This is a genomic window from Pseudomonas sp. SG-MS2 (assembly GCF_009933855.1).
Classification (GTDB): domain Bacteria; phylum Pseudomonadota; class Gammaproteobacteria; order Pseudomonadales; family Pseudomonadaceae; genus Aquipseudomonas; species Aquipseudomonas putida_E.
The window spans coordinates 1-14,845 of sequence record NZ_MOMO01000047.1 but is presented as its reverse complement, the minus strand read 5'-3'; the positions used below and the strand labels follow the sequence as shown (position 1 = coordinate 14,845).

Annotated in this window: 10 protein-coding genes and 2 pseudogenes; 2 read left to right on the top strand and 10 right to left on the bottom strand. The window is 55.3% G+C overall.

The annotated features are described in order from the left end of the window. Positions 1–508 precede the first annotated feature (508 nt). From BLX42_RS03510 to tssB, 9 genes are all read right to left on the bottom strand, one after another. The gene (locus tag BLX42_RS03510) at positions 509–1,486 is read right to left on the bottom strand and encodes a hypothetical protein (RefSeq protein ID WP_161871154.1); all 978 of its coding nucleotides are present in this window, start codon (positions 1,484–1,486) and stop codon (positions 509–511) included. A gap of 134 nt (positions 1,487–1,620) precedes the next feature. Next, entirely contained in the window at positions 1,621–4,143 is a 2,523-nt protein-coding gene (locus BLX42_RS03505; protein ID WP_256671913.1) for a type VI secretion system Vgr family protein, read from the bottom strand. Between the two features lie 17 nt (positions 4,144–4,160). Then, positions 4,161–6,815: a type VI secretion system ATPase TssH gene (gene tssH, locus BLX42_RS03500; protein WP_161871152.1), complete on the bottom strand. Its 2,655-nt coding sequence runs from the start codon at positions 6,813–6,815 to the stop codon at positions 4,161–4,163. A 149-nt stretch (positions 6,816–6,964) separates the two neighbouring features. After that, a complete protein-coding gene (locus BLX42_RS03495; RefSeq protein WP_012315100.1) occupies positions 6,965–7,468 on the bottom strand; it encodes an Hcp family type VI secretion system effector in 504 nt (167 codons plus the stop codon). A 16-nt stretch (positions 7,469–7,484) separates the two neighbouring features. Beyond that, positions 7,485–9,215 (bottom strand): OmpA family protein, encoded by a 1,731-nt coding sequence (locus BLX42_RS03490; RefSeq protein ID WP_218580304.1) that lies wholly within the window; start codon positions 9,213–9,215, stop codon positions 7,485–7,487. Between the two features lie 5 nt (positions 9,216–9,220). After that, positions 9,221–9,901, bottom strand: coding sequence for a type VI secretion system protein TssL, short form (gene tssL / locus BLX42_RS03485; RefSeq protein ID WP_168216545.1), 681 nt, complete (start codon positions 9,899–9,901; stop codon positions 9,221–9,223). Then, positions 9,898–11,253: a type VI secretion system baseplate subunit TssK gene (gene tssK / locus BLX42_RS03480; RefSeq protein WP_161871150.1), complete on the bottom strand. Its 1,356-nt coding sequence runs from the start codon at positions 11,251–11,253 to the stop codon at positions 9,898–9,900. The genes tssL and tssK overlap by 4 nt, the downstream gene beginning before the upstream one ends. A 23-nt stretch (positions 11,254–11,276) precedes the next feature. After that, complete coding sequence (gene tssC / locus BLX42_RS03475) at positions 11,277–12,815, bottom strand: type VI secretion system contractile sheath large subunit (protein WP_161871149.1); 1,539 nt, start codon at positions 12,813–12,815, stop codon at positions 11,277–11,279. A 34-nt stretch (positions 12,816–12,849) separates the two neighbouring features. Further along, positions 12,850–13,353 carry a type VI secretion system contractile sheath small subunit gene (gene tssB / locus BLX42_RS03470; RefSeq protein ID WP_161871148.1) on the bottom strand — a complete coding sequence of 168 codons (504 nt, stop codon included), beginning with the start codon at positions 13,351–13,353 and terminating at the stop codon, positions 12,850–12,852. Between the two features lie 525 nt (positions 13,354–13,878). Here tssB and BLX42_RS26785 point away from each other — a divergent pair. Then, positions 13,879–14,084 (top strand): annotated as a pseudogene (locus BLX42_RS26785) (helix-turn-helix domain-containing protein); the annotation flags it as partial. A 100-nt stretch (positions 14,085–14,184) separates the two neighbouring features. Further along, positions 14,185–14,511: pseudogene (istB, locus tag BLX42_RS03465) on the top strand (IS21-like element ISPsy14 family helper ATPase IstB); the annotation flags it as partial. A 139-nt stretch (positions 14,512–14,650) separates the two neighbouring features. Here istB and BLX42_RS26695 read toward each other — a convergent pair. Continuing rightward, positions 14,651–14,845, bottom strand: a 195-nt coding sequence (locus tag BLX42_RS26695) for a hypothetical protein (protein ID WP_218580303.1), incomplete at its 5' end; no start/stop codon positions are given.

Below are 14,845 nucleotides of genomic sequence, written 5' to 3'. Positions count from 1 at the left end.
GAAGGAGTCGCTGCACAATCTATAACGAGTAAGCGAAATGACTCGACCGAAGCTGTCGACCCGGCCGAACCACTCAATTGAAAAACCATACTCATCCCATTTCACTGATGAATAATCATTATCCTGCCGTTCCTGACCTGAGTTTTGGCTCGCTAGCGAGACCGAGTGCAGGCAGCTGCTTACTAATATACGACTACTCACCTTAGACGAAGATTCATATAACTGAAGCCAGACCTCATCTCCAGAACCACAGAACCCATCGGGCCGTACTGGGTTCGAGGCACTCACTTGGAATATAGACAGGTACTCTTTGTCACTTACACGATGCAGATTCCCATCAAAATAGACCCCTTTTACTCCTATGGGAACGCTTAGGACATATTCGCTTCCATTTTTGGCTCTCACCATCACCTGCCCATCCTTGGCATCAATCCAACGGACCTCGCTGGCGTACACTCCGGCAACCCAAAAGGTATTGAGAAAAAAACCAATCAAACTTAGCCATCGCTTATTTATCAAGAACGTGATCCGCATAACACACCCCACTGTACTGCCAGGGATGATCCTTGGTTTGGCCTTTCCCACCGTCCCGGTACTTATCTTTATCCCTTTCCCGAAGCTCACTCTCAGTTTTTCCCTTATTCTTTTCTTTATCCATAGACCAACCAATATTTCCCGCATTTGAATCACAGAGAATACTTTTCTTTCTGACCCAGACCTCTGCAACACTATCCCACTGATGATAGGACCCACCATTCCAACGACTAAACACCTCATGCTGCAACTGATCATCCGTGTAAGCCCGCCCCTGCTGACCTAGATATTTTTTTGCCGCAAAGACCTTATCTTTGTATATGCCCGACCCGCCTAAAATATTTTCCTTCCAACTCCAAGCCTGCTCATAAGTAGGCGCTGGATTCGTCATCTGCGTAATACCATAACCTTTATCAAAGGCGACAATTGGCTCCCCATCAAGATTAATGAAGTGCTTACTTCCCGTTTCCTGTTCCAACAGCTTCTCAAACCCATCCATGTCATCCAAATCGCCCACGTACGCAGCAACTGCTTCCTTGGACGGGTTCTTCCCCTTGATTATCACAGATCGTTTAATACTGTTCCCACCAGAGACCACCGTAACCGTCAACCTCCCTCCTAAAACCTCTCCATCCAACTCTGCAATCCAAATTTGACTATTGCTAGTGAACGATCCTGACTTCTTAAATTCCTGCAAGGAACTGGCTTTCCTTGCCCGTTCTTTTAGCCCACTAACTTTTGCATCCCATTCCACTTCCCACGACCAGCTCAAAGGCAAGGCACCTTGCACTCTCACCTCAAATGTAATCTCTGGAAACTCTGCTTGGTCTGAAATATAAAAACCGTCATTCTCACCTGGACTAACCCATGAGAGCCCATTCGCCGTCGAGATAACTTTCACAAGGCTTTCCGCACCTGAATTGCTGCTCACCGCCCCCTTGATTTCTTGCATACCACCACCCTAGATAATGCTGCCAGACTCAATTAAAAACCAATTCAACCCATACCCGACACTTCACTAACAAACCATTTATCCAGACTCGTACCCATCGCTCAGCAGAGGCCTTATTCATTCATCCAATAACACTACTCGCCAGCTTCCGATCGGTGTTCGAGCTCACGACCAAAAACCAACGACAACTTTTCTGCCTTGAGAGTTTTTACACGCTCGGTACGGCCCTGGCTGTCAGTTCTTCCCAGCCAAACCTTTCCAGATTCACTGGTGACCTTATACGGAACACCAATCATTGCGGACTGGCCATCCTCTTCAAAAATCTGGAACTGCTCGTCAAACTCTTGTAGAGCCCCTACTGACGCAGGTAACTTTAAGGAATCTACACCTTTAGAAATTGCATCCATATGCTCAAAACAGGCGGACTTAATGATATAGTCCCCCTCAGTGCCGGATTCAATACTGCACGCCTCTATCGCTATGTAACTCCCACCGGCATTGAGCGTAATCTTCTTTTTCGCAGTGATCCGGACTTCATCTTCAGTACTAGAAATGTCCAGACCATGCCGTGCAATTAGCGACAAGGTATCGTTCTGCGCCTGGATACTGACTGGCCCTTGGTTGGCAATGAGCTTGATGCCCAATTTGCGCACGAACAGACTGAGTCCCTGTCCTATTCCAACAAACAAGCGTTTGACCACGCTCATATCGGCCTCGCCGCCGGCGTTGAGCATCAGGTTCTTTTGCGCCGCCAGCTGAAGATGACCACCACTGGTAATCGAGATCCCTTGAGGCGCACTGAGCAACAGCACCGAGGATTTCAGCTTTTCCAGATCTTGCTTAAGCAGGTCCAACTGGGCTTGGACATCCGCAGGCTCCGCCTTACACGCCTGCGCATCTACCGACAGCCCTTCCAACTGCTCATTGGCCTGGTCCAGTCGCTCTAGGGCCGCGGCCATTTCGAGCATGTTTCCCTTGGCCCCAGGCTGTGCATCGGCGCTGATGAAAATGCCGCTTCCACCGCGCATGGCGACATGCCCATCGGTGCGCAGCTCTGCCCCCCCACCTCGTGGGTTACGCTCAGCGTCGACCACGTGCCCCAGATTGAGCTGGCTCTTGCCACTATGCTCGGTACTGAGCTTGATGTGCTCTTGGCCGCGCGTATCGTCCATGCGCAACTTGTTGTTGGCCGGGGTCCGCAGCACATTGCGTTTGTAGTTGCGCAGCGTCACGTGGTCGGGATGTTCACTGTCGTGCAAGGCATAAGCGATGTAGGGGCGGTCCGGATCGCCTTGCTCAAACGCCACCGCCACTTCGGTACCGCAGATCAACGGCAAGTGCAGGCCATGGGTGTCACCCGCGTAAGGCCGTGCCAGTCGTAGCCAGACACTCTCCTCGCCTGCACGCCAGGTGTCCCGGTCAAACAGGAAATTGACCCGGTAACGTCCCTCCATATCGATATGGCCGTAGGAATCGTTCTTTTGAGTACTGGTAACTCGCGCCGGCACCGTACCGGCGATCTGTGGCTTGCCCAGCAATCTGGGCCGAAAGCCTATCGACTCCGAATAGGGAATCGCGTCGAACCTGGCTTCCAAGCTCCGGTCGCGTGCTGCCTCGACGGTCAAATGTGTAATGACCACCCCAGGCTCGAACACCTGTGGTGCCCCGTCAGAGACCGTCAGCACTTGCCCTGGGGCAAGCGTTACGCTGCTGCTGACGCCATTGCAACGCGTCTGGTCGTTGAGAAAGCGTTCATGATTCAGGCGCGCATAGAAGTAGCCACTTTCGCTGAGCAGGTCCTCATCCTGGTCAATGGCGTCACCCAGCGCGGTATAGGGTTCACCGTAGTGATAGCCTTCGCCGTAAGTAGTGGTGCCCCCCCGGCTGTGATCAACCTCACCATCCAGGAAGGCGGCCGCGTCCCGGTGATGATAAGCCCGCACATTGATGTGCTGCTCCACCACCTGATGCTCAACTTGGAGCGCCCATACGCCCTCCTGCCCATTGCTGGTCAAACCCGACAGCGGGCGATGTGGTAGCGTGAGTCCAAACTGGAAATGGCGTTGATGGTCGTGAAACTCGACCACATCGATGGAAAGGCGATCATCGTGGGTAAAGCGATACCAGATGCCGACTTCCGCCAGCAGACGGCTGATGAAGGCCAGATCGCTCTCACCGTACTGCATGACCTGTTCACGCTTGGGATACTCGCGCGCCAGGTCAAACAAGAAGTGCTGCCCTTCGAACTGGTGGCGACTACGGAGGACACTTTCAACGATTTCCGGCACCGACTGATGCTGGTAGATCCGGTACTGCTTGCCACGCCCGAGCAATGCCAGGTGCGCTTCGAGTGTGACTTGGTAGCGGGCTTCATCCCGGGAACCGGAGACACGCTTGAAACCGGTGATCACGCCATGCAGCGTACGTGAAGCAGCGTTGATCATTGAGAGCTGGACGGTGGATTGAGACTTGCCCAGATAAAAGCTGGCATCCTTCCCGAGGATCTGCGCAGCCTCGATATCCTGCTCCGGGGAAGTGAATGCCACGGTGTACTTGAACGGTTTGCTCAGCCACTCTTCACCTTTGAACGACAGTACATCAAGCTCAACAGCAAGCTGGTCGACTTCAAGCAGGTAGTGGTTATGGGTGAAACCCATTATTGGCTTCGACATCATCAAACCCCCTCGGCAGCCGCTACGGCTGCGTGGTGTTCATCTGCAAAGCTCAAGCTGATGCCGGCGTCTTCGCAGTATCCAAGCGTCACGGCTTGGGTGGGCTGTCCGAGCGCTTGGCGCTGGAGTAACTGCTGACTGAGCACCGGCAGGATCTGTTGATTGAGCAAGCTATCGATATTGCGAGCGCCGGTATCGGGCAAAAGGCAGGCGGCGACCAGCGCTTCGTAGAGCGAGTCATCAACCTCACATTGCAGGCCGTAATGACGCAGCAAGCGCTTGGCCACTTGATCGAGTTTGATGGCGACAATGCGCTTGAGTGCATCGGCCCCCAATGGGCGGAAGATCAATGTCTGGAAGCGAGCCAACAGTGCAGCATGGAAGTGCTCGCGTAACACGGGACGCAATAGTTCATGCAGTGCCGCTTCCTCAATGCCTGGCTGCCGCTCGATACTACCTTGCAGCAGGTCGCTTCCCAGGTTCGAAGTCATGAGGATGACCGTGTTGCGAAAATCGATCTCCCTTCCTTCTCCATCACGCATGAAGCCGCGGTCGAACACCTGATAGAACAGGTTGAGTACATCACGGTGGGCCTTTTCGACTTCGTCCAGCAACACCACGCTATAGGGACGCTGGCGGACGGCTTCGGTGAGTACGCCGCCCTGGCCGTAACCCACATAACCCGGCGGCGAACCCTTGAGTTGGCTGACGGTGTGCGCCTCTTGGTACTCCGACATGTTGAGGGTGATCAAGGACTTCTCGCCACCGAACAGACTGTGGGCCAGTGCATGCGCCGTCTGCGTCTTGCCGATGCCACTGGTACCGACCAGCAGGAAGACAACCATCGGTGCCTTGTCGTCAGTGAGGCCCGTTCGGGCGGCGCGCAACCGTTGGGCAAGTGCAACCAGCGCCGGGTCTTGACCAACAACACGCTCGGCCAACTGATCTTCCAGGTTCAACAAGCTGGCATGTTCGTCTTTCAGCAGACTACCGAGAGGCACGCCCGTCCAGTCTGCGATCACCTCAGCCACACTGCGTGCGCACACATCGAGGGACAGCAGTGGCCGACTCCCCTGCACGTAGCTGAGGTGTTCTTGCAGCTGAGCGCAGACAGTTGTATCAACCTGCTCGCCCTGGCGAGCATTGAGCAGCTGGTGGGTGAGGTCGAGTTCTTGTTGGTACTGCAGCTCCAACGCGGCTTGCTGACTCTCCAGCTGCACCAGCTGGGTAGTGATCTTCGCCAAGCGAGATTCATCCGTAATACCGGTAAGCTGCGCGTCCTCTTCCAGCGCCACCCTCTCTGCCGTGAAGGCCATTTTCTGCGACTTCAGCTGGACCAAGGCCTGAGGTTCGCAGTCCAAGCTCATGCGAACACGCGCGCAGGCGGTATCAATCAGATCCACAGCTTTGTCCGGTAAACGGCGCCCGGTCAAAAAGCGGCGAGACAAGCTGACCGCCGCCTGCACCGCAGCATCTTGAACATGCACGCCGTGGTAGCTGGCATAACGCGCTTTGAGCCCTCGCAGCATCACACAAGCATTGGCATCATCCGGCTCATCGACCTTGATCATCTGGAAGCGACGCTCTAACGCCGCATCGCGCTCGAAGTACTGCTTGTATTCACTCCAAGTGGTGGCAGCGATGGTGCGCAGCTCGCCACGCGCCAGAGCCGGTTTCAGCAGATTCGCCGCATCTGCGCCCCCTGCCTGATTGCCAGCACCGATCAAGGTGTGCGCTTCATCGATGAACAGCAGCACCGGCGTCTCTGACCGCTGGACGGCATCAATTACGTTCTTCAGCCGTTGCTCGAACTCGCCTTTGACCCCTGCGCCCGCCTGGAGCAACCCTAGGTCCAGAGTACGGATACACACCGGTTTCAAGCTATCGGGGACATCCCCGCTGGCGATGCGTAAAGCAAGCCCCTCGACCAGAGCGGTTTTTCCAACACCTGGATCGCCAACAAGGATAGGGTTGTTCTTGCGCCGACGGCTCAGCACATCGATCATTTGACGGATCTCATCGTCGCGGCCGAACACCGGGTCGATTTGCCCCGCTGCTGCCTGGGTGGTGACGTCATGGCTAAACTGATCGAGGACAGCGACTGATGCTTCGTCCCCCTTCAAGACGACTGCCGCCTTAGCCTCTCCTGACACTTCTGGCTTGAACAGTGATGTCTGCCCCGGTTGACGCTCTTCCGAGTCAAACTCAAGCAGCGTTTCCATTTGCTTGAACTGCGTCGGACCGAGGCTCGATAGAGGCCAGGCGGCGGAACATTTGAGCAAGTTAGGCGTTTCAAATAACGCCCCCAGCAAGTGAACGGATCGCAATTGCTCACAGTCACGATCCAGCGATGCCAACAACCAGGCATTGGTGATCAGCTGCTGCACCTCACCGCTCAACTGAGGTTTGCTGAGAACGCTGCGCGGCAATGTATGGAAGTGGTCAAGCAGCCCTTGCCAGATGGCATCCATATCCCACTCGTATCGGCGGGCGAGGACCACGAGATCGCCCTCGCCCTGCTCAAACAACTTCAACAGCCAATGTTCAACAGTGATATGACTGTGCCCACGCGCCTGACAAAGTGAAGCCGCTGCCGTGAGTGCCTGGGTACAGTAGGCGTTTAGCCGGCGAAGCAGGCGGGTAGGATCGTGTGCCATACAGGGCATCCTTGTCGTCAATAATCAACATGCCGCCACAAGTGCGAGCGCATCTGAATAGCTGAGGTGTATTTGGCTGAACGCCCGCGCACGGACGCTCAACCCAAGACGCTGGAGGCTGTCAACCAACCTCGGTTGACAGCCAGGTTTCATCCAGCGGCAGCGGCGCTAGGGCGTTCATTCCAGGAGTCTGAATGGATGATGTTCCCATCCTTGAATGCCCAAGTAATTTTTTCGTAGCGCAGCTCGACTAGTTCCAAGTGATTGTGTTTTTCTTTCGCCGGATCTTTGACATCGTGCATCTTTGGCGCAACTTTCACGACCTTGACGTTTTCCAGTTTGGTGTTGAAATACTCCACCTCCTGCCCGGCATCATTAATTTTGTACCACTTGAACTCCGCCTCTTTAAGCGTCTGCCCAGTCGTCACCGCCTTGTAGAGATAAGGAGAGGAGGCGTCTATCTCTTTAGTAAAAACAAAAGGCGTATGGATACGCGTACCCGTTAATTTGCCGGTATTGTTATCGGTAGGGATATACAAATCATGATCTTGACCGACCACTTCAACACTACCCTCACGACCCTTTACATCCACCGAGCCTTTGATATCGGCTCCACCATCGTCTTTCAGCCACAGATAAACAGGAATAGCCATTTAGAAGCTCCTCATTTCAAGCTTTGGGAGTCGCAGAGTGCGACTTGGGTTGCAGTCCTGAGGCCGTAGCCGAGGGCTGACAAGCCCCCGCCTCCGGCACCAGGCGAATTTCAACTCGGCGATTAGCCGACCGTCCTTGTTCCGTGTCATTACTTGCAACGGGCTCGCTTGCACCCAAGCCTTGAACTGCGAAGCAGTTGCTGGGTATGTCACCCATGTGTTGTATCCAGTCATGAACCGCCGCCGCGCGTGTTCGCGACAAACGCAAATTCTGTTCGTCACTACCCGTCGCGTCCGTATGGCCCGTGATCACGATCAACCAGCCTGGCTGGGCCTTGATGTCTGCAAGTGCATTCACCAAAAACTTGGTCGATCCTGGCTTCAACTGCGCGCTACCACTGTTGAAGAGCGACAGGCTGTCCAGGCGAACCGTGCGTGGCTTGTCAGCCACTCCCTGAGGCATCGTCGGGATGTGATGGCCGTTGATTGCGGCCAACAACGAAGGACGCAGCCTTTCGCCCTGATAGAGCCCAATCCCCAACGACCACGGTTCCCCTTGGCGATAGTAGCGGTCCAGTCGCTGCGCCTCCTGGCGAAGCACCATCAGTGCCTCCTGGCGTTGCGATACTTTGTCCGAATCGGGGCTCAGCGAAGCCGTGCTGTAGCGTCGCAAATCATCGGTGACCTGACGGATCAAGAGCGTGTTCTGCCTCGCCGAACTAATCAGCGCAACGCAAGCCGTCAGTACGAACAACCAGACTCCAATCACCACAGCCCTGCTTCGCCGACTGTGTGGAGTACTGCCAGGCAACACATGGAGCAGTGCATCAGGAAAGGGTAACGACGCGTTTGTATGTTTAGGCCCACTACCTGCGAAGGAAAGGCCAGTCCGCTCCTGTAGCCAACGGTGCCAGAGGTTGCCATCACGCGCGCCCTCAGACTTGGGACAAAATGCAACCGCAACGGCGTCCGCTGTTACGATCCCCTCGCGGGAATTACGTTTGCCAATTTCCGGCAAGCACGCTTGATTCAACCAACCCACAGCAGCGCTCAACTGCACCGTGGTTCGGAATCGATCAGCCTGGTTCTCAGGTTCTGTGCCCCTGCGCTCCCATTCGGCCAGCGTCAGGCACTCACCCACCTCACGCGCTCGCACACTTGATGCTTCAGTTTCCCAGCTGAACCAGGGCGACACCCCAACTGCGCTCGGGAAGTAGCCCACAATCAGCAGCGGCAGCGGTCTACCTCGCTTGCGCAATATCGCAACCTGGTGGCACAAGCTTTGTATCTGGTTCGCAAGCACTGCGCCGTCAGTATGGGCGCTGGGATTGACCAGCCACATGACACTGAGCTGCCCGTCCCACTCTGGCCGCTCCAGCAGCAGATCGGCCACGGCTGCGGGCAACTTCAAGAGATCGGGCACTGGCACATAACACCCCTCCACTGTTACCCGTGGCGCCAACTGCTCAGCAGACGAGGCCCCACACAGCTCAGCCAAGCAATCGCCGACCGCTAGAACGACAGGATGACGATACGAGCCAGCAGGCAGGCGGACACCGCTGCCCCACTGCAACGGTGTACGTTTCTTGGCAGTACGCTGAGTCCGGCGCCAACCCAACACCAGCAAGGCAGTGACTACCAAAGTAGCGATCGCTTGAACCTCTACAGCCAGCGGCAACGTGGCAATCAACAACCAGGACAGCGCACCGGCCCATAGCCAAAGCCCCTGTTTGTGTACCTGCGCCATTGCGCTCATTCCTGCACCGGCAAGAGCGAGGCCACTGCCTCACCTAACGCGTGATCAAGCGCCCACCAAGCACCTACCAAAAGAGCAGCTGCCATCACGATGTGAAGCAGAGGAGATCGCAACCAACCCCACATCGGCATCCGTGGGCCACTGCCTAACTGAACGACCAGCGACTGACTTGTATCCAGAGGCGGCACTTGCGCGGAGATGGCAGTCAACAACTGCTGCCGCTCCGGGTGGTTTGCCTCTCGGTAGCGCCCCAGGAATCCAAGCATCAGGACTCGATGAAATACTGTGAGTACGCAAGGGGACACAGAGGCTTCCTGCAGCGCAGAGCGCATATCTTCGTAGAGCGACTCCCCCGCCTGATGGCTGCTGAAAAACCTTGCCTGTAAGGTCTCCATCGCCCAATCCTCATGGGCACTGCCTTCGGCGCGGGCAAGTACTGTTTCGTCCAGAAGCGCACACTGCGCATGACTGATCAGATCGACGCTGCGGCGGTCCAGACCCTCCTGCTGAAGCATGGCTCGTACATGCTCGACATCAGCCACGCACCTTGACCACAGCTGCGGACTACTGTGCGCATCGGTACCGTGTCGCAACTCGACAACCAACAGATAGGTGTCCTGCAGCAACGCGTCGATGTCCACCTTGGCTGCGGTGTGCTTCTGCACTGTGCGACTCATGAGCGAAGCACCGCGAACAATTCGAGCTGGACACCCTGAAACACACTCGGGACATAGAGGGCACAGACCCCATCAGCCAGCATGGCGCGGCCCTTTGCATGGCTGAGATCGAGCGCGAAGTACTGATTCTCCAGCCGCAGCGGTATCGCGGCGGGCACATGGCTCAAAGGTTTCAGTGGAACGCCATCGAGTGCCGCATTGACGAGATGGTCCACATCATCGGGGCAACCGATCTTGCACAGCCGTGGGAATTGGCTTTGAACTTGTACAGCTGGCAGCCGGCAACGGACCGACAAATAGAAGTCAGCCCCTTCAGGCTCAAGCAGACGTGGATCGCTCAGAGAAACCTGCCAGCGGTTTGCGCTGCGCACCTCCAGGATCAGCGCCAGCACGCGGGACGGCAGGCTCGCCTCCAGCAATGTGGATAGGGTACGCATCAAGGGCGGGAAAACCGCCTCAAGGTCCGCGTGCTGGTAGGCGGGTATGTCCTCTATGTGCTGGTCTAACGAGAAGGTCAGCAGGCCACCTGCAAACTTCACCAACTGTTGATATACCTGCTCCGGATGGCGAGCAGGCTGCGCTTTTATGTCTGCCAACACCGGCTGATAGGTGTTCAGCGCGTTGAGCAACCAGAACAACGTGACATCTGCAACAGCGAAATCCGCCATTCGCTGGTTGCTCTCCCGGCGCATTCCCATCAAACGCTCACGCTTGGCGGACAGCTGGGTGAGCAGGTTGTCGAGTTGAAGCAACAACCCAGCATGAGCATCAAACTTCAGCAACGGCGGGATGTAGGTATCATCAATGGCCCACCCATCCTTGCCATCACGCAGCAAACGCCCCACCGGGCAGGTCAGATAATCCGCATTATCGTCATCAGCCAGACGCAAGCTCAGCGCATGTTCGAGCACGCTGATTGACTGTATTTCACTGGTGTAGAGGTCCTTGGTATCACGCCATACCTGGTGATATCTGACGGGCCGCTCAGCGCTGCCACCCTCAAACAGGCAGTTGTTACCATTGGCCTGTTCCAGTGGCAAAGCGATCACAACCGTTGCCGTCTGGATATCTCCGGGCAATACCCGAGAGAGTTCCAGGGCACTGGGTAGTCGATCCAGCCGATCGGTGTCGATCAAAGTACCGTCTGGTAGGCACAACTGAAGCCGAGTGGCCATCAGCTTACCCAACCTCAGCGCATCTGCATCAAACGCCACATTTCGGATGCCCCAAGGGTGGACCAAGCCCAGTGAGGCAATACTCTGGTTGGTCCATGATTCAAAGCGGGCCTGCTGTTGAAACTGCTGCGCAGACAACACCACTCCGGACGCCCATAAAGGCCGGTCGATTTTCACGACATACACTCCTGCAACCGCAATCAAGATTTTGCTTTGGGCATCTGCGAAACCAATGAGAGGTTGATGTCCATACCTTCAACCTGGAAATGCGGCACAGCGAACAACTTGACCCTGAAGAAGCCCGGGTTGTCATCAATGTCCTCGACAACCACTTTTGCCTCTCTCAGCGGGTGGGAAGCTTGCAAGTCATCTCCCGGATCGGTCATCTCGGTGACCAGGCCACTGACCCACCTATTGAGCTCCAACTCCAACAGGCGACGGTCTTTAGTTGTACCGATATTCTCCCGCTGGATAACTTTCAAATAATGTGCAATGCGAGAAAGCAGGAACACATAGGGCAACCTCGAATTGATACGACTATTTGCCGTGGCCTCCGCCGTGTCATAGATTGCCGGCTTGTGAGCTGAGTTGGCCGAGAAGAAACATGCGTAGTCACGATTCTTGTAATACGAGAGCGGAATCAAGCCCAAATTGGCAAACTCAAACTCTCGGGTCTCCGGAATCATAACTTCCGAGGGGATCTTGACTTGACTACCCGTCCCCATGTCGTACAAATGAATCGGCAGGTCGGTAACCGCGCCACCCGACTGTGGCCCTCGAATCTGCACGCACCATCCATTGGCAATAAAGCTCTTGACCATGTTCGCCGCGAACGCGAATGTCGAGCTTACCCACAAATACTTGCTGTGATCCGGCCCCTTGACTCGCTCCACATAGTTGAAAGATCGCACAGGGTTCGTATCAGGCCCATAAGGCAAGCGCCCTAATGTGCGGGGTGTTATCCCGCCCGCATAACGAGCATCGTCAGTTTGCCTGAAGCCGTGCCACTTAATATACTCCGCACGATCCATGTAGTTACCGATATCCTTGATCGCGGACACTTCCTCCATGGCGTTTTTTCCGAAGAAGGCCGGACCAACCGAGTACAAAAACGGCATGTGGGATGCAGCCGCCACTTTCGAAATATTGCGCAACAATGCGATATCTTGCGCCCCTCGCCCAAACTCATAATTCGAAACTGCCGCCGCGATAGGCTCACCACCAGGCGTATCGTATTCCTGGGTATAGGTATGCAGATACAAACCGCTTTGCGAGATCTCCGGCGCGTCTTCAAAGTCCTGCGCCAGATGCTCCTTACTGATATCGAGCAGCTCAATTCGGACGTTTTGACGGAAATCCGTTTGGTCAATCAACGACTTCGCGCCGCGCCAGATTGATTCGACCCGTTGAAAATCCGGATGATGCATGACCGCGTCCAGCTGGCTGCTGATCTGAGCGTCAATCGAGGCGATGTGCTCATCCAGCAGAGCCCTGTCCAGCTTCTCCACCTTGGGAGAGACTTGTTTGAGACGGTCCAGAAAAACGCTCACCGAAGCAGTAACGCGCTCATTAGCTGTCGCTTCTGACAACGCATCGATACTTTGGAACACCTCAATGCCACCCATCTGATCAAGCGGCTCAAGGTTTATTCTTTCAAACAGCGCGTGATAGACGCTCTGGTTTTCTTCCACCTGCACGGTGGCGCCACGCGATTGCGCAGAAGATTGTTCTTCGGACATTTATTAGCTTCCAGTCTGTCGAGATGATGGTGTTCTAGCGCTCGCTTGGCGGTGCAAGGGCAGCAAGTTCCTTACGCAACTCGTCACTCAGTGCTTCATCTTTAAGTATCCGCTCCAATTCAGCACGGAACGTTGCGTTATCCAGAAGATTGGCCTTCAATTCGCGCAGCAAATTTCGCATCGCCAACATTGCACGCAACTGAGGAATCTGCAGAGCAACCTGTTCTGGCTCGAAGTCCTTCATGCGCTGAAAGCTCAGCTCGACCGGTGTTTCCCCACCCTCGCCCGACAGCGTATCGTCAACAATAACCTTGAGACTCGGCGAGAGATCGGACAGCACGCTGTCAAAATTATTCTTGTTGATGTTTACCTTCGGCCGCTCTGACAGTTGGCGCTTTTCCTTCCCGCTGCTGTAGTCTCCCATCAGAATGAGTTTAAGGGGAAGTTCCACCTTGCGCTGGGCGCCACCTGTATGCAGATCAAGCTTGATATTGACACGTGCCTTCGGCACTTCATTCTGAAAGCTATTTGAAGCCATACCACCTCCTGCAAACCGGGATTCCTAGCGGGAACCAACGCCCAAATGAGCGCCACCGAACCCCCAACAAAATTAATCAAGACCGAACCATTGCGTACGACTGCTTGGGCGGGAGCGCTACCCGGAAGTGCCTCCCCGATAACCATGGCGCATCTTTTCGCGCCGCGCCACCCCCTTTCTAAAATAAGGAAGCGTCCTACAAGACATACCTAAGATGACAACAAATGTTCGAAGCGGCACACCAGAGCGCCAACATTGATGCATTTAATAAGAGCAACCCGACCGTCATCGACGCATTGACCCACATCAACAAAAACAACCTCAGACGAAATAATGATCAACATGCATAAAATGCAAGTTATTTCCACCAAGCCGCACCAGAACAGAAAATTCCTACAAGTTCAAAAGCGCCACCCCAAACCAAAGCCGCAAATAGCAAACATGTACTAGCGTCGTGAGCGGTTAGTTAATTTTCTAACGAATATTGATATACTGCCTGCCTTCATACCTCGCCTGGTTTCTCGGATGCCCCGACCCATCGCTTCCTTTTCACTGCAACCTGCTGACGCCAATACGCTTCAACATTGGTTACGCAGGAGTACGCTGGAGCGAAGCCTCGGGCAACGGGCGCGGATACTTCTTTTACTCGCTGAAGGGGTGACCCCAAGGCCATCTGTGAGCAGTTAGAGATCACTTCAACCACGGTGTTCAAGTGGCGAAAACGCTACCTTTGAATCGACGGCTACCGGCAGCGCCAGTGTCGACCGATCAGCGACCGATGCCTGACTGAGCATGGGTACACACCGGATTGCGTCGCCCTTGGGCCAGAGCCTTGCCCACGGCGACGGTCGCTTCGCCAAATTGCTGGCCGGATACGCCAAGACTGACCTGCTGATCCTGGACGACTGGGGCTTGGCACCGTTTACCGCAGCGCAACGTCGCGACATGCTCGAACTGCTGGACGACCGCTACGGCAACCGCTCGACGCTGGTCACCAGCCAGATGCCGGTGGACAAATGGCATGCGTTGATCGGCGATCCGACCTTGGGCGATGCGATCCTCGACCGGCTGGTGCAAAACGCTTATCGGATCGAACTGAAGGGCGAATCGATGCGCAGGCGCGCAACAAAATTGACGGCGGCAGGGACTTCAGACTAACAATTCAAACCTGCGTCGCTGCGCTCCGACTGCCTGCCTGTCCAAGCGAGCGTGGAATGAGCGTCCAAATGCTCGTGGGCTGGGTGTCCAAGTGTCGTGGAATCCGCATGCAGATGCCGACCGAGCCGCGCACCGTGCGCTAGGCCGTTAAGCCTGTTTCACCTGGGCGGGCGCTGTCGCCGGCATGCAGGTAACCTGCCAAATCGCAGGCACAAAAAAAGAGGCCCTTAGGCCTCTTTTTTGTGATCTCAGCGACGCACTGAGGATCGAATTTGGAGCGGGAAACGAGACTCGAACTCGCGACCCCGACCTTGGCAAGGTCGTGCTCTACCAA